This is a genomic window from Bordetella tumbae (assembly GCF_965139195.1).
GTDB classification, from domain to species: domain Bacteria; phylum Pseudomonadota; class Gammaproteobacteria; order Burkholderiales; family Burkholderiaceae_B; genus Bordetella_A; species Bordetella_A tumbae.
Genome location: NZ_CBCSJH010000032.1, coordinates 13836 through 34952, shown reverse-complemented (window position 1 = coordinate 34952; position 21117 = coordinate 13836). Strand labels below are relative to the sequence as shown.

Genomic DNA, 21117 nt, shown 5'->3' with positions numbered 1-21117 from the left:
GGCAACCTCTAGGTGGTATTTATTGATATTGGAAATACGAGCAGCGAGGTGAAACATGAAATGAAAATCAGATGAAGCTTCGGGCGAAAACGGATACACGTATCAAACAGATCGGGCCGGGATCAGCCGCACGCGATGTCTCGTGACCGCCTCGACGATCAACGCATGCAGGCGGACATCGTCGGCCTGGCCATCCGTGTGCTCAGCCAAGAAATTCAGCAGCGCAATGCGCATGCGAGGTTCCCAGGATTTTTGAATATGAGTGGCGGCGCCTTCGAGGGCCTCTTCGCGGTCGGGCAGGGCATCGAAATAGTCGCCAATGCGATTGGCCATGCGGATCAAGTTGGCAATATCCATGACGGTTCAGCTCTGGATGCGTTCAGCGTGTGAGTAAATGGTGGCGTCGGCATTGCGCACGAAGCCGAGCAATGCCACGTTAGAGTTTTGTGCCAGGCGGACAGCCAGCGCGGTCGGCGCCGAGACCGCGGCCAGGACGCCTATTCCGGCGGCCGCGCATTTCTGCACCATTTCGAAACTGGCGCGGCTCGACACCAGGGCCAGGCCCTGCCGCAACGGTTCATCGCGACGGGCCAACGCACCAATCAGCTTGTCCAGTGCGTTATGACGTCCAACGTCCTCGCGCACCATGCGTACTTGTCCATAGGTATCGGCCCATGCCGCTGCATGGGTCGCCCCGGTGATATCGTGCAAGGTCTGGTTCGCCCGCATCGCTCGCATCGCCCGCAGGATCGCCGATATCGCGATAGGCGAGGCATCGGGAACGGGCGCGACTTCCCGCAATACCTCCGGCAGGGTTTCGACACCGCACAACCCGCAGCCCGTGCGGCCTGCCATCGCACGCCGGCGTTCTTTCAGGCGGACCTCGCAGGCGCTCGAAATCTCGATCTGCACGACGATGCCGTTGTGTTGCGGGACGATGTCTATGCCTCGCACGTCGGTGGGCCGGTCGATGATGCCCTCCGTCAAGGAAAAGCCCAGCGCAAAGTCTTCCAGATCGGCTGGCGAGGCGAGCATCGTCGCATGGCTGATGCCGTTGTATTCCAATGCGATGGGTGTTTCCTCGGCGACGCGATCGATCTGCGTGACAGGCTCGGCCGTGCCGCCGCGTACGCGCACGACAGCGGCTTGCGCGTACGCGGCGGGGTGCTGGGTAAACGAAGGCTGACGATCCATGAAATCAATACGTATCGAAGAAGACGATCTATTTACTGACGAGGGCGGCTTCGGTTTCACGGGCACGCTCTCGCAGCAGTTTTTGCTGAATGTCGGTAAAGCGTGACCATTGGCGTTGCCATTCAGACGGTTGCGAGACCCGCATCACTTGCACCGCGGTGACCTTGTATTCCGGGCAGTTGGTTGCCCAATCGGAATTGTCTGTGGTCACTACGTTGGCGCCGGACTCGGGAAAATGGAAGGTGGTGTATACCACGCCTGGCTGCACGCGGTCTGTAAGGGTGGCGCGCAGCACGGTTTCGCCCGAACGGCTTTGCACGCCGACCCAATCGCCTTCGGATACGCCGCGGTCTTCGGCGTCCTGAGGGTGCATTTCCAGCACGTCTTCGCTGTGCCAGGCCACGTTGTGCGTGCGGCGGGTCTGGGCGCCCACGTTGTACTGAGACAGAATGCGGCCCGTCGTCAGCAATAGCGGGAATTTGCGTGTGCTGCGCTCATCCGACGGGATGTACTTGGTGATCATGAATTTGCCCTTGCCCCGGACGAACTCATCGATATGCATGATGGGCGTGCCATCGGGCGCAGACTCGTTGCAGGGCCATTGCAGGCTGCCCATTTGATCGAGTTTGGCGTAGGTCACACCCGTGAACGTAGGCGTGAGCCGGGCGATCTCGTCCATGATCTCGCTGGGGTGCGCGTAGTTCATGGGATAGCCTAGCGCATTCGAGAGCGCGACGGTGACCTCCCAGTCGGCCATGCCGTTGCGAGGCTCCATGACTTTGCGCACGCGCGAAATGCGGCGTTCGGCATTGGTGAAGGTGCCGTCTTTTTCCAGGAACGATGAACCGGGCAGAAAGACGTGCGCGTATTTGGCCGTCTCGTTCAGGAACAGGTCCTGGACCACGATGCATTCCATGGCCGCCAGCGAGGCAGCCACGTGCTGTGTGTTGGGGTCGGATTGCACGATGTCTTCGCCCTGGCAGTACAAACCCTTGAAACTGCCGCCCAACGCGGCCTCGAACATATTGGGAATGCGCAGGCCCGGCTCGGGTTGCAGGGTGACGCCCCAGTCGGCCTCGAATTGCGCACGTGCCGCGTTATCGGAGACGTGACGGTAACCCGGCAGCTCATGCGGGAACGAGCCCATGTCGCACGAGCCTTGCACGTTGTTCTGGCCGCGCATCGGGTTCACGCCCACGCCTTCGCGGCCGATGTTGGCCGTGGCCATGGCCAGGTTGGCGATGGCCATGACGGCGGTCGAGCCTTGGCTGTGTTCCGTGACGCCCAGGCCGTAGTAGATCGATCCATTGCCGCCGGTGGCGTAGAGCCGGGCGGCACCGCGCACATCGGCCGCAGGCACGCCTGTGATATCGGCGGTGGCCTCCGGTGAATTTTCGGGGCGCGCGACAAAATCGCGCCATTCGTTAAAGGCTTTGGCTTCGCAGCGTTGCGCTACGAAGTCCTCGGCCACCAGGTTTTCCGTGACGATGACATGAGCCAGCGCGGTCAACAAGGCAACGTTGGTGCCGGGACGCACGGGCAGGTGATAGTCGGCCTGGATATGCGGCGAGTTCACCAGCTCGATGCGGCGAGGGTCGATGACGATCAAGCGCGCGCCCTGGCGCAGGCGGCGTTTCAGCCGCGAGGCAAAGACCGGATGCGCGCTGCTGGGATTCGAGCCCATCAGGACAACCACATCGGTATGCATGACCGAATCAAATGTCTGCGTGCCCGCGGATTCGCCCAGGGTTTGCTTCAGGCCATAGCCGGTCGGCGAATGGCAGACGCGGGCGCAGGTGTCGACGTTGTTGGTGCCAAAGGCCGCACGAACGAGTTTTTGTACGAGCCAGGTTTCCTCGTTGGTGCAGCGCGAGGATGTGATGCCGCCGATGGAGTCGCGGCCGTACGTGGACTGCAGGCGGCGGAATTCCGACGCGGTGTAGGCGATGGCTTCTTCCCATGAGACTTCACGCCAGGGATCCGTGATGTTCTTTCGGATCATGGGGTTGAGCACGCGTTCCTTGTGCGTGGTGTAGCCCCAGGCGAAGCGGCCCTTGACGCAGGCGTGGCCGCGATTGGCCTGGCCGTCTTTCCAGGGCACCATGCGCACGACTTCCTGGCCTTTCATTTCGGCCTTGAAGCCGCAGCCGACACCGCAATAGGCGCAGGTCGTGATGACCGAGTGTTCGGCCTGGCCCATCATGATGACGGATTTTTCTTGCAGGGTAGACGTGGGGCATGCCTGGACACAGGCGCCGCAGGAAACGCAATCGCTTTCCAGGAAGGACTGGTTCTGGCCGGCGGTCACGCGCGAGGCAAAGCCTTTGCCGGAGATCGTCAATGCGAATGTGCCCTGGGTTTCCTCACAGGCGCGCACGCAGCGGTTGCAGACAATGCATTTGGACGGATCGTAGGAAAAGTACGGATTGGACGCGTCGGTTTGGTCTTTCAGATGATTGGCGCCCTCGTAGCCGTAACGCACCGCGCGCAATCCCACGACGCCCGCCATGTCCTGCAGTTCGCAGTCGCCGTTGGCGGGGCAGGTCAAACAGTCGAGCGGGTGGTCGGAGATATAAAGCTCCATGACGCCGCGCCGCAGATCATGCAGTTTGGGCGTTTCGGTGGTGACCACCATGCCGTCCTCGACTGGCGTGGTGCATGAGGCGGGATAGCCGCGCCGACCCTCGATCTGCACCAGGCACAAACGGCACGAGCCAAAGGGCTCCAGGCTGTCGGTGGCGCAGAGTTTCGGAATGTTGATTCCCGCCTCGGCCGCGGCACGCATGACGGAGGTGCCTTCGGGAACGGAGATTTCCTGGCCGTCGATGGTGAGGGTGACGAGGCGGGCATCCGTTTGTGTGCCTCGGGCGGGCGTGCCCAGATCGCGGTCGCGTTTGATAACGGTTTCGAGCATGGCGGGTCTCGTTCGAATCAGGCCTGGTGAGAGGCGGTTGGGCTGCCGGACGTGGCGGATGCTGCGATGCCGAAGTCTTCAGGGAAATGGTTCAGCGCGGACAGCACGGGATAGGGCGTCATGCCGCCCAATGCACAGAGCGAGCCGCCCAGCATGGTGTCGCACAAGTCGCGTAGCAGATGAATGTGCTGCTCGTGTTGCGGGCCGCCGGCACGGATTTTGTCCAGCGTTTCCTGTCCACGTACCGCACCGATGCGGCAGGGCGTGCATTTGCCACAGGACTCGACGGCGCAGAATTCCATTGCATAACGCGCCATGCGGCTCATGTCGACGGTATCGTCAAAGGCGACAATGCCGCCGTGGCCTACCATGGCCGAGATCTTGACGTACGCCTCGTAGTCCAGCGGCACGTCCCATTGGGATTCAGGGAGGTAGGCGCCCAGCGGACCACCGACCTGTACCGCGCGCAGAGGCCTGCCCGAAGCACTGCCGCCACCATAGTCGTACAACAACTCGCGCAGTGTGATGCCGAATGCGACTTCGACGAGGCCGCCGTGTTTTAGATTGCCCGCCAGCTGGAAGGGCAGCGTGCCTTGCGAGCGGCCCATGCCGTAGTCGCGGTAATACGCGGCCCCTCGCGCCAGAATCACGGGCACCGTGGCGAGCGAAATAAGATTGTTGATGACGGTGGGTTGGCCGAACAATCCGGAGATCGCGGGCAACGGAGGCTTGGCGCGCACGACGCCACGTTTGCCCTCCAGGCTTTCGAGCAGCGACGTTTCCTCGCCGCAGATATAGGCGCCCGCGCCTTTGCGGACCTCGAGGTCAAAGCGTTTGCCGCTGCCGTGTATATCGTCACCTAGCCAGCCTGCGTGACGAGCCCGGGCGATGGCTGCGTTGAGCGTGGCGATGGATTGAGGATATTCCGACCGGACGTAGATATAGCCATAGGTCGCGCCGACCGCCAGGCCGGCGATGGTCATGCCTTCGATCAGCACAAAGGGATCGCCCTCCATGATGAGCCTGTCGGAGAATGTGCCGGAGTCGCCTTCGTCTGCATTGCAGACGATGTATTTCTGCGGCGCGGGTGTGGTCAGGACGGTTTTCCACTTGATGCCCGTGGGAAAGGCGGCGCCGCCACGCCCGCGCAATCCGGACGTCGTGATTTCCTCGACGATCTGCTCGGGCGTCATCGTCAATGCGCGCCGCAAGCCTTGCAGCCCCTCGTGAGCGACGTAATCGTCGGTAGACAGTGGGTCGGTGATGCCGACTCGGGAAAACGTCAGGCGCTGCTGGTTTTTGAGATAGGGGATTTCTTCGGTCAGTCCCAGATTCAGGGGATGTGCACCGCCATGCTGCCAATCGGCGGCGAACAGGCTGGTGACGTCTTCGACCTGAACGGGGCCATAAGCGATGCGGCCCGACGGCGTCACGATTTCGGCCAGCGGCTCCAGCCAGAGCATGCCGCGCGAACCATTGCGCACTAGCTGGACCGTGAGATTGCGGCGGCGGGCCTCTTGTTCGATGGCCAGCGCGACGGCGTCGGCGTCCATGGCCAGTGCCGCTGCATCGCCAGGCAGGTAGATGGTGACGACGTCAGCGCTGGCTGATATGCCTGTCGACGATGCAGCGGTGGCGCTATCAGTGGTCATCGTGGTGTCAACGGATGTGACAGCGGGCTGAGAGGGAGAGGCGTTCATGCTTTCGCCTCCTGAGTGTGTTGCATCGCGCGATCCAGGATGCGGTCAAGCTTGTCGGGCGTGACGCGCGCATGAGGTTTGCCGTCCAGCATGACGGCGGGGGATTGCGCACATAACCCCAGGCAATACACGGGCTCGAGTGTGACGGCGCCATCGCTCGTGGTGTGATGAAAATCGCAGCCCAGCGTTTGACGCACATGGTCGGCGAGACGCTCGGCACCCATGGCTTGGCAGGATTCTGCCCGGCAGAGTTCCAGCACATGCCGGCCAGCGGGTTCGGTACGGAAATGGGGATAAAAACTCACGACGCCATGGACTTCGGCGCGGGACAGGTTCAGGGCCTCGGCAATGGTGGGCACCGCGTCGGCCGGAATACAGCCGAGCTGGTCTTGTACGTCGTGCAAGATCGGCAGCAGTGCGCCGGGCTGGCCGTGCCACTGAGTGGCGGCCTGTGCGGCGGCTTTGACGGCCGGCGCGGCTGATTGGCGAGCGGCCGAAAGGGCCGAGTCACCGCCGCGTGCACCGGCACTGCCGGGGGGATTCGGCTTTGCCTGGGGGGTGGGCATGCAGGTCTCCTGGTGGCGGCCTCGTGAACGGGCCGCATCGGTTTTTATTGCCAGCAGGTTGCATTAATAATATGCTTTATAAAACATATAAAATGCGTGCAACTTGCTCGATGGGCGTACTCTAAACGCCTAATTTCCGACGTTCAATAGGAAATTAATGACATATAAGTTCCGAATCGGGCTGCGCCCGCAGTGGGTACTGGAGGGCGACGCCGAGCACCCGCCCCAGGCGCTGCATGACATGTTGGCGTTGTTATCCGCGATCGATGCGACAGGCAATATCGCCGGCGCCTGCCGGGCCTGCAGTTTGTCGTACCGGCACGCCTGGGGCGTGTTGCGCCGTTTCGAGGCCTTGTTCGGCACGCCCTTGTTGATCACCAATCGTCGTCAGGGCACGAAGCTGTCGCCATTCGCACAACGGCTGTTGTGGGCCAACCGCCGTATCGAGGCCCGGTTGATGCCCACGCTGGAGAGCCAGGCATCCGAGTTGCAGGAGGAGCTGGAAAAACTATTGCCCGAGGCGATGCCGCACCTGCGTTTGCATGCGAGCCATGGTTTCGCGGTCGAGGCATTGATGCAACACATGAGCGGACGGCAGCCCGGCCTGGAACTGCGTTATCGCACGGCAATCGAGGCGTTGGCTGCGCTGGAGCGCAACGAATGCGACCTGGCGGGTTTTCAGGTGCCGAGCGGTGCATTCGAGGGGCCCATCATGGCGCGTTACGCCCAATGGTTGTCGCCGGATGATTATCTGTTGATCCATCTGGCAGTGCGCAACACGGGCTTGTTCGTGATGCCCGGCAATCCGAAGCATATTCGCGGTATGGCGGATCTGGCGCGGCCGGATGTGCGTTTTGTGAATCGGCAGATCGGCTCCAGCACCCGTTATCTGGTGGGTTTGATGCTGGAGGAGGCGGGCGTATCGATCAGTGAGGTGCAGGGGTACGAGACCAATGAGTTCACCCATATGGCGATCGCGGCGCATATTGCGAGCGGGATGGCCGATACGGGTGTGGGTGTTGAGACGGCCGCGTGGCGGTTCGGACTGGATTTCATCCCGCTGGTGCTGGAGCGATATTTCTTTGCCATACGCCGCGAGTCGCTGGAAACGCCCGCCATGCAAGACCTGCTGGGCATCATGCGCGGCCGTGAATACCTGTCGTACGTGCGTCAATTGGTCGGGTACGACACGACGAATACGGGGCAGTTACAGACTTTGCGCGAGGCGTTCGGTGGATAGAAAGAGTTCCGCGCCATTGCGCGATATGATATTTGAATGAGCAAAGTTATTTTCCTGACCGATCACACTGCGTCGCGAGCCGCCCAGCTGCCGCAGTCAGCGTTGCCGCCACCAGGGCAGCCGGCGAAGGATAAGTTTGCCCGGCCGATGCGCGATTTGCGGATTTCGGTCACGGATCGCTGTAATTTCCGATGTACGTACTGTATGCCGCGCGAGGTTTTCGACGGCAATTATGCGTTCATGCCGCATTCGGCGATGCTGTCGTTCGAGGAAATCACCCGCGTGGCGCGACTGGGCGCACAACTGGGTGTCCAGAAAATTCGACTGACGGGCGGCGAGCCGCTGCTGCGCAAAAACATCGAGGTCCTGATTGGCATGCTGGCCGAATTGCGTACGCCAGACGGCAGGCCGCTCGAACTGACGCTGACCACCAACGGCACCTTATTGAGCCGTAAAGCGGCGGCGTTGAAACAGGCTGGGCTGACGCGGGTGACGGTGAGCCTGGACGCGCTGGACGCCGAGATGTTTGCACGGTTGAGCGATAGTACGTTTACGCCGGACGACGTGTTGCGCGGCATCGATGCTGCGGGCGAGGCGGGGCTGGCGCCTGTCAAGATCAACATGGTGGTGCGTCGCGGATTGAACGATAGCCAGATCGTGCCGATGGCAAAGCATTTCCGGCATAGCGGCCATGTGCTGCGATTCATCGAATATATGGACGTAGGTAACACCAACGGCTGGAATTTGCAGGAAGTCGTGCCCAGCGATGAGGTCTTGCGCCGGATTTCGGGCGAGTACCCGTTGCGGGCGCTGGATGCCGAGGTGATGGGCCGTGTGGCAGAGCGTTGGACCTATGCCGATGGCGGCGGCGAAATCGGCGTGATCTCCAGCGTCACCCATGCATTTTGCAGTGGGTGCACACGTGCACGGTTGTCGCCGGAAGGCAAAATCTTTCTGTGTTTGTTTGCGTCGCAGGGACACGATCTGCGTACGCTATTACGCAGTGGCGCCGACGATGAACAGGTCGCGCGTGCGATGGCCGGGATTTGGGCGCAGCGCGATGATCGATACTCTGAACTGCGAGGGCGCGGCGTGCCGGTCGTGCCGCAGGGTGAGCGCAAAGTAGAGATGAGTTATATCGGAGGTTGACTCGATTTGAGTCGATGCACAAAAAAGGCGGCTGTTAAATAGCCGCCTTTTTGCATGCTGATTTGACGGGTCACGCCAGCCAATGCGCGACGTCGTAGTACTTCACGATATCGCCATCGTTGACAGTTTCTCCTGCCGGGGTACGCGCCAGTCCGCTTGCCCAGGGCATGGAACTGATCACGGACGAGTCCTGATTCGCGTAAGGCACGAGTTCTGGTGCGCCGTCGGCAGTGTGGCGCCATTGCACACGCAGAAATTCCTCGCGGCTGTCTTTGTGCGGACGCGACAGGCGCAGCGCTGCGGTGCTGACTTGGGGGAATGGATTGGTCCGCCCTTGCATGCGTCGCACCAGCGGCGAGACCAGCATGGCATACACCGCATAGACCGAAACGGGATTGCCCGGCAGGCAGACAACGGGTTTGCCGTCGATATGGGCCAAGGCGACCGGCTTGCCCGGTTTCATACGGACTTTCCAGAGCGCCAGTTTGCCGCCCAGGGACTCCAGTACAGGTTTGACGAGATCCTTTTCACCGACGGATACGCCGCCGATACTCAACAGCAGATCGCAGTCGGCCAGGATGGTAGTGATGGCGGCGCGCAGGTCGGGTTCGTTGTCGCGGGCATGCAGCACGTGTATTGCCTGTGCGCCGGTTTTCTGCACCAAGGCGGCCAGCATGGGGCCATTGCAGTTGTAGATCTGTTGCGCGGCGCGTGCTTGGCCGGGATGAACCAGCTCGTCGCCGGTGGTCAGAATGCCTATGCGCAACGGCGCAAACACCTGAACCTGAGTCAGTCCCTGAGAGGCCAGGAGCGCGATATGCGCGGCCTCCAGCACGGTGCCGGCGGTCAGCAGGGGCTGTCCGGTGGTGGTGTCCATACCGCGTTTGCGTACGAATTCACCGGCTTTCGGGGCCTGCAGGATGTGGACCTGCCCATCGGATTCACGGGTGTTTTCCTGGATGACGATCGTGTCTGCGCCATCGGGGATCAGGCTGCCCGTAAACAGCCGTGTGGCTTGGCCCGGAACTAGCGCGGCGGGCATTTCTCCTGCATAGGTGCGCTGCTGAATAGGCAGGACGACATCAGGCTGGTAATCCGCGTAGCGAATGGCATAGCCATCCATGGCGCTGTTATCGGCTGGTGGCAGATCCAGCGTGGCTGCCAGATTGAGCGCCAGGACACGGCCCACGGCGTGGGCCAAGGATACGGTTTCGTGGCGAGTGATCGGCGCAGCGGCCTGGGCCAGCAGGGTTTGAGCACTGTCGAAATCTAGCAGATCGTTATTCATGCGGTGTCGGTCGGGCAGGACGGTATGGGCTAGCGGCGGAGGGAATTGGGGTCATGCGAGTCGTTCCAGGCCTCGGTACGTTCGTGGTCGGCTTGGCGCGATTCGACCCAGAAACTGCTGCCATCGGACAGGGTTTCCCGTTTCCAGAACGGCGCACGGGTTTTCAGGGCGTCGATCATGTACTCGCAGCCTCGGAACGCGTCGCCGCGATGGGCGCTAGCAGCGGCTACGAAGACGATCTGGGCGCTGCGGGGCAGGGCGCCGACGCGATGGGCAATGACGGTACCGGCCAGTTGCCAACGCTCGCGCGCCGTGTCGGCGATTTCATGCAACTCGCGTTCGCACATGCCTGGGTAGTGCTCCAGAAATAGCGTTTCGGTCGCTTTGTCGGAGGAAAAGTCGCGCACATAGCCCGTGAACGTGACGATCGCGCCAGCCTGAGCGCCGACTTGCTCGCGCAGGCCCGCCAGCAATGCCGTGCTGTCGAAGTCGGCTTCCTGGACGATGATCATGATGTCAGCCTCCTGTGACGGGTTCGAAAATCGCGACCTCATCGCCTGGCTGGATCGAGGCGGTGGCTTTGGCGTGGTTCTGGTTGATCGCCAATTTCAGGCGCGCCGCGGGTGCGAGGTCTGGATACTGGGCCTGCAGGGCTTGCAGCAGTTGGGTGCCCGTCGTCGGCTCGGCCAGCGGCCAGGCTTCGTTGCGCTTGCCCACCAGGTCGGCGACCCGCGCGAAATACAGCAGATTAATCGTTGCGCCACTCACCGCTTTTTCCTCCCGCCTTGTATTCAAGGTGTATTTGTTCAATCAGAATGCCTTTGTCGGCCGCCTTGCACATATCGTAAATAGTCAGCGCTGCGACGCTGCAGGCGGTCATTGCCTCCATTTCGACGCCGGTTTTGTAGCGGGTGCGGCAGGTGGCCCGGATCTCGACAGTATGGGTGTCGTCGTTCAGGGCGAACTCCACCCCGACAAAGGCCAGCGGCAGGCTGTGGCAGAGCGGGATCAACTCTGCGCAGCGCTTGGCCGCCAGAACGGCGGCGACCCGGGCGGTGTTGAGCACTTCGCCCTTTCCCTGGCCCGGCTGGGTCAACAGGCCATAGGCCACTGCGTTCATGCGTACGCGGCCAGCCGCAATGGCGATGCGGTCGGTTTCGGTCTTGGCGCCAACGTCAACCATGCGGATCTGGCCGGATTCGTCCAGATGGCTAAGCGTAGGAGAAGAAGAGGACATGGGTAGAAAAAATGTTAACGATTGAAAACGAAGGCGGGTTTTCGCCCGAGCCAGGCTGGTCTACACCCTATGATAGACGAGCTATGGCTCCGGGTGGATAATTGCCCTTGCCTATGCCCCGCTGTTCACACCAGGAGATGACGCATGGCCCTTACGATGCCCAGGTTGAGAATCACTCGGCGTCTTGGAAAAATCCTTCTGTGGATAGTGGCCATTATTCTCATTCTGTTCGGCGTGGCTGCCTGGCAGGTACCCAAGGTGCTGCGTTCAGCGCTGACCGGGGATGTCGCCCAACTGCTGGGCCGGCCGGTTCAGGTCGGTGATATCAGTTTTAATCCTTTTACGTTGACCGTGCGAGCGCAGGACCTGGCAATCGAACAGCCGGGTGGCGCGGCGCCGTTGCTGCAGGTCGGGCAGTTGGAGGCCAGCGCCTCGTGGGCGTCGTTGTTCTGGTTTGCGCCGGTCGTGGACTCTGTGCGCGTGCAGCGGCCGCAGATTGCGTTGGTGCGTGAGGACAAGACCACATTCAATTTCTCGGACATCCAGAAAAAACTGGCCGATATGGCGGCCGCCCAGCCCGAGCCGGAAAAGAAAGACGAGAATAGCGGGTTGCCCCGGTTTTCTTTGAATAACCTGGTGTTGGAGGACGGCGCGATCACTCTGGATGACAAGGTGACCGGCCGTAAACAACAGATCGACGAGATCAAGCTCGGTGTGCCTTTTATTTCCTCGTTCGGCTATGCCACGGATATCGACGTCGAGCCGCTGGTGCATCTGCGTATTAACGGCAGTCCGCTCGATATGAAGGGCGTGGCCCGGCCGTTTGAGCCCGTGCCCTCGTCGACGTTGAATGTGGATTTTCGGGGGCTGGAGCTGGAAAAATGGGCAGATGTCTGGCCCATGGCGTTGCCGATCAAGGTCGAGCGGGCGTTACTGGATTCGAATCTGAAGGTCGTGTTCGAGCAGCCGCGTGATGCTGCGGCAAAGATCCTGGTGACGGGTGATGTGGGACTGCGGCAACTGGATCTGCGCGAGGCCTCGGGCGCAGCGCTGGTCCAATGGAGCACGCTGGACGTGCAGCGGATCAGGCTCGATATGCTGGCCAAGCAGTTTTCGATTGGTCAGATCGAAATGTGGTCCCCGGTATTGCAGACCAGCCGGGATGCGAATCAGCAGTTGAATTGGCTGAGGGTGGTCGACAAGCTCAAGGCGCTGGGAGGGCCGGCGGCGGCTGCGAAAGCTGACAAGCCGGCTGCGGCTAGATCGGCGGATGGTAAATCGGCCAGTGCTACGCGCACTGCAGCAGCCGAGCCTGCGGACGGCAAGCCGGTCGGGGGCAAGCTTGCTGCTGCGCAGGCTGATAGCAAGCCGGTCAGCGATAAGCCTGCTGCAGCAGCCCAGACCGCGGACGCCAAGCCGACCGGGGGCAAGCCTGCTGCTGTTGCGCAGGCTGATAGCAAGCCGGCCAGTGATAAGCCTGCTGCGGCAGCTGAAGCCGCGGCGGCAACGACAACGGCCGCTGTTGCGCCTGCATCGGGGGGGCCGAGCGCGAACGCGGCTGACGGGAATGCCTCTGCGGCATCGGGAAATGCACCTGCCGCGCAGGCCGAGGCCGCTACACCACCCGCCAAGGCGCCGGACGAATGGCAGATCGCGGTCGATGCGATCAATATTCACGATGCTGAACTGCGTGTGCAGGACGCGGGGACCAAGCTCGATACTACCTTTGCGGGTGTGGCTGTCACGGTGGAAAGCGTGCAGTTTCCGCAGCCTGCGAAGCAGCCCATCAATCTGTGGCTGACGATGGATAACCCAGGCGACGGGGGCTGGATACGCGCGAAAGGTCCGCTGATGCTCAGCCCGCTGGGCCTGAAGCTCGATTTCCGCGCTGGTCATCTGGGGCTGGCTCAATATGCGCCGGCAGTGCGCAGCCTGTCGCCGATCCAGGTACTGGACGGTTTGCTCGGTGTGCAAGGGTTGATCACCGTGGCCCAACAAGGCAATGCGACGCAAGTCGCGGCGACAGGCGTCAAAGTGGATCTGTCTCAATTGGCTGCGCGTGACGAATCGCAGAAGCCGGCGGTGGATCTGGGCGTGAAACAACTCAGCCTGGCGGCCGATCGTGTGGCGCTCGATGCCACGCCGTCGCCGTTCACGCTGCAGGCCACGGGTGTGCAAGGCGATGGCAGCCTGGCGTTGCAAGGCAACTTGACCACGCAGCCCCTGGCGCTCCAAACCAAAGTGGATCTGCAGAATTTCAATGCGGCATCGTTGGCCGCCTATGGCGCATCGAGCTTGAACGCGACGGTGCGCTCGTTGGTCGTGGGTGCCAATGGCGAAGCAGCATTCACCGCGGCGACAGGGAGTGCCCCGATGAAGGCCAATTGGAAAGGCGGCGTGGACGTCACCGACCTGCATCTGGCCGATCGCGTGAACCGCGATGACTTTCTGCGATGGAAAGCATTGGATCTGAGCGGCATGCAGGTGTCGGTCAACGGCGATCAGTTTGCCGCCAATCTGGGCGACATCACGCTGGATGATTTTTATGGCCGCGTTCTGCTCAGTGCCGACGGCCGCTTGAATGTGATGGACTTGGTGGCCGAGCCGGGACAGGCCGGTGGGTCGATTACCCAGGATACCCAGACGCGTGGGCGCTCGGCGCGCGAGGCCCAAGCTGCCAAGACCGGAAAACTGCCGGATATCGCCCTGAACAGCGTTACGCTGAAAAATGGCCGCATGACGTTCACCGACCACTTCGTCAAACCGAACTATACGGCCCAGCTTTCTCGTATCGAAGGCGGTTTGTCGGCGGTGTCCTCGCGTGAGCCCAAACCGGCAAAGGTCAATGTGACGGGCCGTGTTTACGACACGGCGCCTTTGTCGATCGGCGGGACGGTGCAGCCTTTTGCCGAGTTCCTGTCGCTGGATCTGAAGGTCTCGGCCAAGGGGGTCGATTTGCCCCGCTTTACGACGTATTCCGCAAAATACGTGGGATATCCGATCAAGCGTGGCAAGCTGTCGGTGGACTTGCAGTACAAGCTGGAAGACCGTGCGTTGCAGGCTACGAACCATGTGGTGCTGAACCAATTGACATTCGGCGACAAGACGAACAGCCCGGATGCGACGACCTTGCCTGTAATGCTGGCCGTGTCGTTGTTGAAAGACAGCAAGGGCAACATCGATATCAACCTGCCGATTTCAGGTTCGCTGGATGATCCTGAGTTTTCGGTGGGCGGGATTATTTTGCGGGTGTTGGGCAATTTGCTGGTCAAGGCGGTGACCTCGCCGTTCTCGTTGCTGGCTTCTGCGTTTGGCAGTGACGAAGAACTGTCGTATATCAATTTCGAGCCGGGCAGCGCGACGTTGGCAGCGGACGCGGACGAGCGTATTTCGACCTTGGCCAAGGCACTGAATGATCGGCCGGCCCTGAAGCTGGACATCATTGGCCGTGCAGACCCGGCGACTGATGAGGAGGGTTTGCGCCAGGCCTGGGTTGATCGTCAGATTCGCAAAGCCAAGGCCGAAGACACTTCGGGCAAGGGTAAAAAGCCCGATCTCTCTACGGTGACGGTCTCTACCGCCGAGCGCGATAAATACCTGGAAGATGTCTACGACGATACGGATATCGAGGAAAAGCCGCGCAATTTCATTGGCATGGCCAAGTCGATCCCGGCCGATCAGATGGAGTCCTTGTTGCGCAAGGCGGCACCGGTCAATGAGCAGTCGCTGGAACGATTGGCGCAGGCCCGTGCGCAGGCCGTGTATGAAAAACTGCAGGAGGTCGGGCCCGCCGATCGTATTTTCATTGTGACGCCTAATCTCGAGGGCGGCGCAGGCGAGGGCGATGCGCTGCCGTCACGTGTGGAGTTTTCGTTGCAATGAGGCGTGGCAGGTAGTGTGGTTCTTTCGCTGTCATCAAACGCAAGCCCTCGACTTGGCACTATGATGAGGGTTTGGCGGACGGCTCGCGTCCGCGTTTCTGCGTTCACTTGGAGATGTAAATGACGATCAAAGTCGGCGATCGCGTGCCTGATGGCACCCTGACTGAGTTTTTCGAGACCGAAGCCAATGGCTGCTCCCTGGGGCCCAATGCTTTTCAGGTCGCAGATCTGGTCAAGGGCAAGACGATTGCCCTGTTCGCCGTGCCGGGCGCTTTTACGCCGACCTGCTCGGCCAAACATCTGCCAGGTTACGTCGAGCAAGCCGCAGCCCTGAAGGCCAAGGGCGTGGATGAAATCTGGTGCGTGTCGGTCAATGATGCGTTTGTGATGGGTGCATGGGGCCGCGAGCAGCAGACGGCGGGCAAGGTCCGCATGCTGGCCGATGGCGCGGCGCATTGGACGCGTGCTTTGGGTCTGGAACTGGATCTGGATGCGCGCGGCATGGGCATTCGTTCGCAGCGTTACTCGGCGTTATTGAAAGACGGCGTTGTGACGCAATTGAATGTCGAAGCGCCTGGCAAATTCGAGGTCAGCGACGCGGCCACGATGTTGTCGCAGCTTTAATTTTTCCGCCCGGGGCTATCCCTTGCGCCGGGCCGTCCCAGGGCAATAACATGACCTGGGGGTGCGCCCGGACACAGGTACAGTCCTTGCGGGCGGCTTTGCGCCTGGCAAAATTTGAGCGGCTTGCGCACCGCGTAGTGTGATGGCACGTTCCTGCATCCCATGTTGACCACGATTTCTTCTTTTTCGTCGCTTTATCTGGCGACGCTGCTGATGTTGATTGGCGGCGGCCTGTTCAATACTTACATGGGGTTGCGGCTGACTGCGCAGTCAGTCAGTGAGATCTGGATCGGTACCTTGATTGCCGGGTATTACCTGGGGCTGGTGTGCGGCGCACGGCTGGGACACAAGCTGATCATCCGGGTTGGGCATATCCGGGCTTTTGTGGCCTGTGCGGCGATTTCGACTTGCATGATTCTGGCGCAGATCGTGGTCGACTATATGCCGGTGTGGCTGGTATTTCGCCTGGTGGCCGGGATCGTGATGGTGACTGAATTGATGGTCATCGAAAGCTGGCTCAACGAGCAAACAGAAAATCATCAACGCGGCCGTGTGTTTTCGGTCTATATGGTGGTGTCTGGATTGGGCACGGTGCTGGGGCAACTGGTGTTGACCGCGTATGGTCCGCTGGATGAGCAGCCGTTGGTGCTGGTGGCGGCCTGCATGGTGTTGTGTTTGGTGCCTATTGCCGTGACGGCGCGTTCTCACCCGCCGACGCCTGTGCCGGCACCCCTGGATCTGCCATTTTTTCGCGAACGGGTACCGTTGTCGTTGACGGTGCTGTTTGTTGCGGGGAATCTGTCAGGGGCGTTTTATGGCCTGGCCCCTGTTTTTGCGTCGAAGTATGGGATGACGACGTCGCAGTCGGCGCTGTTTGTAGCGGCGGGGGTAACGGCGGGGCTGTTGTCGCAATGGCCGATGGGGTGGTTGTCGGATCGGATCAATCGGGCGGGGTTGATTCGTTTTAATGCGTGTTTGTTGGTGTTGTTGCCTGCGGTGTTGTGGGGCTGGGTGACATTGCCGTTTTGGGCGTTGGTGTTGCTGTCATGTGTGTTCGGCGTGTTGCAGTTCACGCTGTATCCGCTGGGGGCGGCGTTTGCGAACGACCATGTGGAGTCGGACCGGCGGGTGAGTCTGAGCGCGATTTTGTTGATGACTTATGGGGTGGGGGCGTGTTTGGGGCCGCTCATCGCGGGTGCTTTGATGTCGGCGGGCGGGCCGAATATGTTTTATGTGTTTGTGTCGGCTTGTGCGTTGATCCTGGTGTGGCGGGTGCGGCCGGCGCGGGTGACGGGGGCGCATCAGGTGGATGAGGCGCCGGTACATTTTGTGCCGATGCCCGATAGTTTGCAGAGTTCTCCGGCCTCTGTGACGTTGGATCCGCGGGTGGATATTGAGGCGGATGCGGCGATGGAGATGGTGTCGCCGGAGCCGGATGTGGTGCAGGTGCCGGCTTCTGCGGATGTCACGGAGACCGCTGCGGATGATGCGGCGCTCAAGGCGGCGACGGCCGCGGCTGAGGCTGACGACGAACGTTCAGCGCAGGCTGGCGGGCGGCCTTGAGGCGCGGGGCAGAGCCTTCGTTGCCTACTTCTGGCCAATCATCCAGTTGGCAAAGGTGCTGAAGGGCAGTGTGGCCGCTCGCGCCGGATCGCTGACCAGGTAATAGCCGTCGCCGCTGCGCGCACTGTGCGCCAGGGGCTGCACCAATTGGCCGGTAGCGAAATCCTGTGTGATATAGACACGCTGGGTCACGGCGATGCCCAGGCCCTCGGCCGCGGCCTGTAGGCACAGCACCGCGTTCGCCAGCGAGATAAAACGCGTGTCGCTGTTTGAGGCCAGGCCGATCGATAGCAGCCAGCGATCCCAGCAGTCCGGCGCAATCATCGAATTCAACAGGGTTTCGCCCAACACGTCCTCGGGCTTGCGCAGGCGCTTGGCCAGCGACGGTGCGCAGGCCAGTACCAACTCGTCAGGAAACAGCAGATCGGCGCGCAGTCCCGGCCAGTTGCCATTGCCCCGGCGCACGACGAAATCGGCGTTGTGCAGGTCGGTGTCATCGGCGCGAGCGACGGTGGCGACCTCGATGTCGATGTTGTCGTGCTGTGCGTATAGCGAGCCCAGCCGCGGCATGAGCCATTTGATGGCAAAACTCGGGATGACTTTGACTCGGATGCGGGGGTTGGCGCCGGCTTCGCCGGCCTTGGCGAATACCGACTCAAGCTGGTCGAACAATTGGGCGGCCTGTATGGCCAGTTCGGTACCTGCCGTCGTGAAGCCAATGTCGCGGCCACTCTTGTGCACCAGTCGCACTCCCAGTTCGGTTTCCAGTCGGCGCAACTGGTGGCTGACCGCGCTCGGCGTGATGTGCAGGAGTTCGGCGGCCCGGCCAACACCGCCCCCGCGATGCACGGCATCTAGTACACGTAGCGGGCCGAGGCGGTTTCTCAGTTTGTGCATTGTTGAGATGGATTCAATGGTTGAACAATAAGTTTCGACAGACATCAGCGAGGAAGCGGCCTACAGTCTGTCCTATCCAATAAAACCAAATCAAGTGTCGGATCGGTGTTTGCGCTGCGGTATCGCCGCAGGCAATCCTGCCACGAGGAGACAGAATGACCAAGCTTCATCGACGCCGGGCAATCGCCCGCGCATTGATCCCGTTTGCCTGCATCGCGCTGTGGTGCCTGCGCGCCGAGGCGGCTTATCCCGAGCGTCCCATCAAACTCATTGTGCCGTTCGCCGCGGGCAGTGCGGCCGATACGTTGTCGCGCGTGGTGGCCACGGCATTGAGCGAGCAACTCGGCCAGCCTCTGGTGGTAGACAACAAGGGGGGCGCGGGCGGCACGATCGGCACGGTGGACATCGCGCGTTCCAAACCCGATGGCTATACGCTAGGTATCGCCGCGCAGGGGACTTTTGTCAATAACCAAGTGCTCTACAGCTCGCCAGGGTACGACTCCATCAAGGATTTCAGTTTCATCAGCGAGATCGCTGATGTGCAGAACCTGTTGGTCGTGTCCGAGAAATCGCCTTATCAAAGTGCGCCGGCGCTGCTGGAAGCGATCAAGGCCAAGCCGCCGGAGACTTTCCGCTATTCATCCAGCGGCGTGGGCACCAGTCACCATATCGCCGGCGCTACTGTCGCGCAATATCTAGACAAGCCGCTCATGCATGTGCCCTATACCGGCGCGCCGCAAGGCTTGAGCGCGATCCTGAGCGGTGATGTGGACATGGGCCTCTACAACATGCCCGCGGCCATGGGCCTGGTGAAATCGGGCAAGCTGAGGCCGCTCGCAGTCACCGGACCCAAGCGTTCGAGTTTGTTGCCTGACGTTCCCACGCTGGACGAGAGCGGTTTGCAAGGCTATTCGGTCACGCTCTGGTGGGGCCTGGTGGGCCCGGCCCAGCTACCGTCCGACATTTCTGCGCGTCTGTATGCCGCGCTGGACAAGGTCATGAGCAATGCGGCGTTGCGTGACAAGCTGATCGGCCTGGGGTTCACTTTGCCCGATACGCCTATCCCCCAGCCCGCCGCTTTCGAATCGCTGGTGCGCCGGGACCTCGCCACATGGATTCCGGTCCTCCAGAAATTGGGCACGGCGGCGCAGTGACGCCGCGATAACTTCCGAAGGAAACTCCTACTGTGCGATCCCTTTTAGTGACGCCGCCTTTGGCGCGTCAACTGGCTGACCTCGTCCTGTCGACCCGTGGCGGCGACCTCCCGGCCTTGGCTCTCGAACATGCCAAGATGAGCTTGGCCAGCACGCTTGCCAGTGCCGCCGCGGGGTACGGTATCGAATCGGCCCGCATTATCCGCGAGCTGGATCTGGCAGATGGCGGTACGCCGGTGGCGACTGTGTGGTTTGACAATGCCCGGTTGCCACTGGCGAGCGCTGCGCGTGTGAACGCAGTGGCCAGCGATGCGGCCGCGTCCGATGATAGCGATATGCGTAGCATCGCGCACATCGGCACCATTGTCTCCAGTGCGGCGTTGGCCGTGGGCGAACGTGAGGGGGCGAGTGGCCGGGATGTGCTGACCGCTATGGTGCTGGGCTATGAGATCGCCGGACGCGTTGACGAGTCGCTGACACCCGGACGCATGCAGCGTGGCTTTCATGGTTCGTTTTCTACGGTGTTTGGCGCCTGTGTGGCCGCTGGGCTGTTGTTGCGGCTGGATGCGCATCGGCTCGCTCATGCTATCGCCCTTTCGGCGACCTCGATCGGTGGTATGGCGATCGCAGCCGACACCAGTTGTGCACGGGAGTATCACGCTGGGCTGGCCGCCAGCACGGGCATCCGAGCCGCGTTGGCGGCGCAGTCCGGTTTCGAGGGCGAGCTGGGTGTGTTCGAGCAGCCGCGCGGGTTTCTCGATGCGTTAGGCGGGCAGGCGCGCGAGGACATCGTGCGTGACTGGGGAGTGTCTTGGGACATTGTGACCGACATGGCCATCAAGCTGATGCCCGGTGCGCATCCCTTTCATGCAACTGCCGAAGCCGCGGCCGAGGCCGCACGGGCTGGCGGCCGCATCAGTCCTGACGACATTGCGCGCATCGTTGTGTCGGCGGCAGTGCAGTGGACTGATTTCAAGGGCGAACCCCATCCTCGTAATCTGGTCGACGCCGCTCACAGTCTGCATTATTTCGTCGCCGCGGCCATTGCCGACGGCGGCTTTGCCTGGCAACACATGGACGCGGCCAAGATGGCCGATCCCGTGATCGCTGCGTTGCAGGACAAAGTCGAGTTTGATCCCGAACCGCCACCACTACCGGATCGCTTTCCTCATCGGCATGGCGGCAGCGTCACGATACATATGAAAGACGGCGCCATGCATCACGCCGCCTGCGTAGCGCCGCGTGGCGCAGGCGTGCGTGGCATCGATTGGCACGATGTAGAAGACAAGTTTTTGCAGCTATTCCCGCGTGCTGGACTGCCAACGGGTGCGGCCGATAGCTGCCTGGAAGCAATCGCGCATCTGGAGCGCACCGACTCCATCCGTTCGCTGACGCGCTTGTTAAGCAGGCGTTGAGGGTTTTTTGAAGAAGGAGACAACATGAAACGACGCATCGCATCCGCGCTTGCCAGTATTGCTTTGTGTCTGGGCGTGAATCACGCGGCCCGGGCCGACGACGGCTTTCCTTCCAAGCCGGTCACTATCATCGTCGGCGTGGCTCCCGGCGGCAGTCTGGACGCACTGGCCCGGCTGTTGGCCACCGAACTCGGAAAAGTCACGAATAACACCTTTGTCGTAGAAAACGTCACCGGGGCGGGCGGGCTGCTGGGGTTTCAGCGCCTGACTCGATNGGCGCCTGATGGCTACACGN

Annotated in this window: 17 protein-coding genes and 1 pseudogene; 8 read left to right on the top strand and 10 right to left on the bottom strand. The window is 61.4% G+C overall.

The window, feature by feature from the left end:
- Positions 1-102 precede the first annotated feature (102 nt).
- From ACNA0J_RS23595 to ACNA0J_RS23575, 5 genes are all read right to left on the bottom strand, one after another.
- Positions 103-357 (bottom strand): formate dehydrogenase subunit delta, encoded by a 255-nt coding sequence (locus ACNA0J_RS23595; protein WP_415821312.1) that lies wholly within the window; start codon positions 355-357, stop codon positions 103-105.
- A 6-nt stretch (positions 358-363) separates the two neighbouring features.
- Positions 364-1194, bottom strand: a complete 831-nt coding sequence (gene fdhD / locus ACNA0J_RS23590) for a formate dehydrogenase accessory sulfurtransferase FdhD (protein ID WP_415821311.1) — start codon at positions 1192-1194, stop codon at positions 364-366.
- 28 nt (positions 1195-1222) lie between these two features.
- Positions 1223-4108, bottom strand: a complete 2886-nt coding sequence (fdhF, locus tag ACNA0J_RS23585) for a formate dehydrogenase subunit alpha (RefSeq protein ID WP_415821310.1) — start codon at positions 4106-4108, stop codon at positions 1223-1225.
- Between the two features lie 17 nt (positions 4109-4125).
- Positions 4126-5661, bottom strand: a complete 1536-nt coding sequence (locus ACNA0J_RS23580; protein WP_415821340.1) for a formate dehydrogenase beta subunit — start codon at positions 5659-5661, stop codon at positions 4126-4128.
- 143 nt (positions 5662-5804) lie between these two features.
- The gene (locus tag ACNA0J_RS23575) at positions 5805-6374 is read right to left on the bottom strand and encodes a formate dehydrogenase subunit gamma (RefSeq protein WP_415821309.1); all 570 of its coding nucleotides are present in this window, start codon (positions 6372-6374) and stop codon (positions 5805-5807) included.
- Positions 6375-6531: 157 nt separating this feature from the next.
- Between ACNA0J_RS23575 and ACNA0J_RS23570 the strand changes: the two genes are divergently transcribed.
- Both ACNA0J_RS23570 and moaA read left to right on the top strand, forming a co-directional pair.
- Complete coding sequence (locus ACNA0J_RS23570; RefSeq protein ID WP_415821308.1) at positions 6532-7614, top strand: substrate-binding domain-containing protein; 1083 nt, start codon at positions 6532-6534, stop codon at positions 7612-7614.
- A gap of 36 nt (positions 7615-7650) precedes the next feature.
- On the top strand, positions 7651-8763 hold the full coding sequence (gene moaA / locus ACNA0J_RS23565; protein WP_415821306.1) for a GTP 3',8-cyclase MoaA: 1113 nt from the start codon (positions 7651-7653) through the stop codon (positions 8761-8763).
- Positions 8764-8833: 70 nt separating this feature from the next.
- Here moaA and ACNA0J_RS23560 read toward each other — a convergent pair whose 3' ends face one another.
- The 4 genes from ACNA0J_RS23560 to moaC are packed head-to-tail and all read right to left on the bottom strand — an operon-like array spanning position 8834 to position 11288.
- Positions 8834-10039 (bottom strand): molybdopterin molybdotransferase MoeA, encoded by a 1206-nt coding sequence (locus ACNA0J_RS23560; protein WP_415821339.1) that lies wholly within the window; start codon positions 10037-10039, stop codon positions 8834-8836.
- 41 nt (positions 10040-10080) lie between these two features.
- Positions 10081-10563 (bottom strand): molybdenum cofactor biosynthesis protein MoaE, encoded by a 483-nt coding sequence (locus tag ACNA0J_RS23555; protein ID WP_415821305.1) that lies wholly within the window; start codon positions 10561-10563, stop codon positions 10081-10083.
- A gap of 4 nt (positions 10564-10567) precedes the next feature.
- Complete coding sequence (locus tag ACNA0J_RS23550; RefSeq protein WP_415821303.1) at positions 10568-10819, bottom strand: MoaD/ThiS family protein; 252 nt, start codon at positions 10817-10819, stop codon at positions 10568-10570.
- Entirely contained in the window at positions 10800-11288 is a 489-nt protein-coding gene (gene moaC, locus ACNA0J_RS23545; RefSeq protein WP_415821302.1) for a cyclic pyranopterin monophosphate synthase MoaC, read from the bottom strand. The genes ACNA0J_RS23550 and moaC overlap by 20 nt, the downstream gene beginning before the upstream one ends.
- A 144-nt stretch (positions 11289-11432) precedes the next feature.
- Between moaC and ACNA0J_RS23540 the strand changes: the two genes are divergently transcribed.
- The 3 genes from ACNA0J_RS23540 (at position 11433) to ACNA0J_RS23530 (ending at position 17356) form a co-directional block, all read left to right on the top strand.
- The gene (locus tag ACNA0J_RS23540; RefSeq protein WP_415821301.1) at positions 11433-15170 is read left to right on the top strand and encodes a DUF748 domain-containing protein; all 3738 of its coding nucleotides are present in this window, start codon (positions 11433-11435) and stop codon (positions 15168-15170) included.
- A 119-nt stretch (positions 15171-15289) separates the two neighbouring features.
- A complete protein-coding gene (locus tag ACNA0J_RS23535; protein ID WP_415821300.1) occupies positions 15290-15793 on the top strand; it encodes a peroxiredoxin in 504 nt (167 codons plus the stop codon).
- Positions 15794-15955: 162 nt separating this feature from the next.
- Positions 15956-17356 (top strand): MFS transporter, encoded by a 1401-nt coding sequence (locus ACNA0J_RS23530; protein ID WP_415821298.1) that lies wholly within the window; start codon positions 15956-15958, stop codon positions 17354-17356.
- 24 nt (positions 17357-17380) lie between these two features.
- Here ACNA0J_RS23530 and ACNA0J_RS23525 read toward each other — a convergent pair whose 3' ends face one another.
- Complete coding sequence (locus ACNA0J_RS23525; RefSeq protein ID WP_415821296.1) at positions 17381-18253, bottom strand: LysR substrate-binding domain-containing protein; 873 nt, start codon at positions 18251-18253, stop codon at positions 17381-17383.
- Positions 18254-18408: 155 nt separating this feature from the next.
- Here ACNA0J_RS23525 and ACNA0J_RS23520 point away from each other — a divergent pair, with 155 nt between their 5' ends.
- The 3 genes and pseudogenes from ACNA0J_RS23520 to ACNA0J_RS23510 all read left to right on the top strand — a co-directional run.
- Positions 18409-19407: a Bug family tripartite tricarboxylate transporter substrate binding protein gene (locus ACNA0J_RS23520; protein WP_415821295.1), complete on the top strand. Its 999-nt coding sequence runs from the start codon at positions 18409-18411 to the stop codon at positions 19405-19407.
- A 32-nt stretch (positions 19408-19439) separates the two neighbouring features.
- On the top strand, positions 19440-20822 hold the full coding sequence (locus tag ACNA0J_RS23515) for an MmgE/PrpD family protein (protein WP_415821294.1): 1383 nt from the start codon (positions 19440-19442) through the stop codon (positions 20820-20822).
- Between the two features lie 24 nt (positions 20823-20846).
- A pseudogene (locus ACNA0J_RS23510) lies at positions 20847-21096 on the top strand (tripartite tricarboxylate transporter substrate binding protein); the annotation flags it as partial.
- Positions 21097-21117: the final 21 nt, after the last annotated feature.

Excerpts from the sequence above, each read along its gene's own strand:
- ACNA0J_RS23595 (WP_415821312.1), bottom strand. The coding sequence starts at position 357 with ATGGATATTGCCAACTTGATCCGCATGGCCAATCGCATTGGCGACTAT.
- fdhD (WP_415821311.1), bottom strand. The coding sequence starts at position 1,194 with ATGGATCGTCAGCCTTCGTTTACCCAGCACCCCGCCGCGTACGCGCAA.
- fdhF (WP_415821310.1), bottom strand. The coding sequence starts at position 4,108 with ATGCTCGAAACCGTTATCAAACGCGACCGCGATCTGGGCACGCCCGCC.
- ACNA0J_RS23580 (WP_415821340.1), bottom strand. The coding sequence starts at position 5,661 with ATGGACGCCGACGCCGTCGCGCTGGCCATCGAACAAGAGGCCCGCCGC.
- ACNA0J_RS23575 (WP_415821309.1), bottom strand. The coding sequence starts at position 6,374 with ATGCCCACCCCCCAGGCAAAGCCGAATCCCCCCGGCAGTGCCGGTGCA.
- ACNA0J_RS23570 (WP_415821308.1), top strand. The coding sequence starts at position 6,532 with ATGACATATAAGTTCCGAATCGGGCTGCGCCCGCAGTGGGTACTGGAG.
- moaA (WP_415821306.1), top strand. The coding sequence starts at position 7,651 with ATGAGCAAAGTTATTTTCCTGACCGATCACACTGCGTCGCGAGCCGCC.
- ACNA0J_RS23555 (WP_415821305.1), bottom strand. The coding sequence starts at position 10,563 with ATGATCATCGTCCAGGAAGCCGACTTCGACAGCACGGCATTGCTGGCG.
- moaC (WP_415821302.1), bottom strand. The coding sequence starts at position 11,288 with ATGTCCTCTTCTTCTCCTACGCTTAGCCATCTGGACGAATCCGGCCAG.
- ACNA0J_RS23540 (WP_415821301.1), top strand. The coding sequence starts at position 11,433 with ATGGCCCTTACGATGCCCAGGTTGAGAATCACTCGGCGTCTTGGAAAA.
- ACNA0J_RS23535 (WP_415821300.1), top strand. The coding sequence starts at position 15,290 with ATGACGATCAAAGTCGGCGATCGCGTGCCTGATGGCACCCTGACTGAG.
- ACNA0J_RS23530 (WP_415821298.1), top strand. The coding sequence starts at position 15,956 with ATGTTGACCACGATTTCTTCTTTTTCGTCGCTTTATCTGGCGACGCTG.
- ACNA0J_RS23525 (WP_415821296.1), bottom strand. The coding sequence starts at position 18,253 with ATGCACAAACTGAGAAACCGCCTCGGCCCGCTACGTGTACTAGATGCC.
- ACNA0J_RS23520 (WP_415821295.1), top strand. The coding sequence starts at position 18,409 with ATGACCAAGCTTCATCGACGCCGGGCAATCGCCCGCGCATTGATCCCG.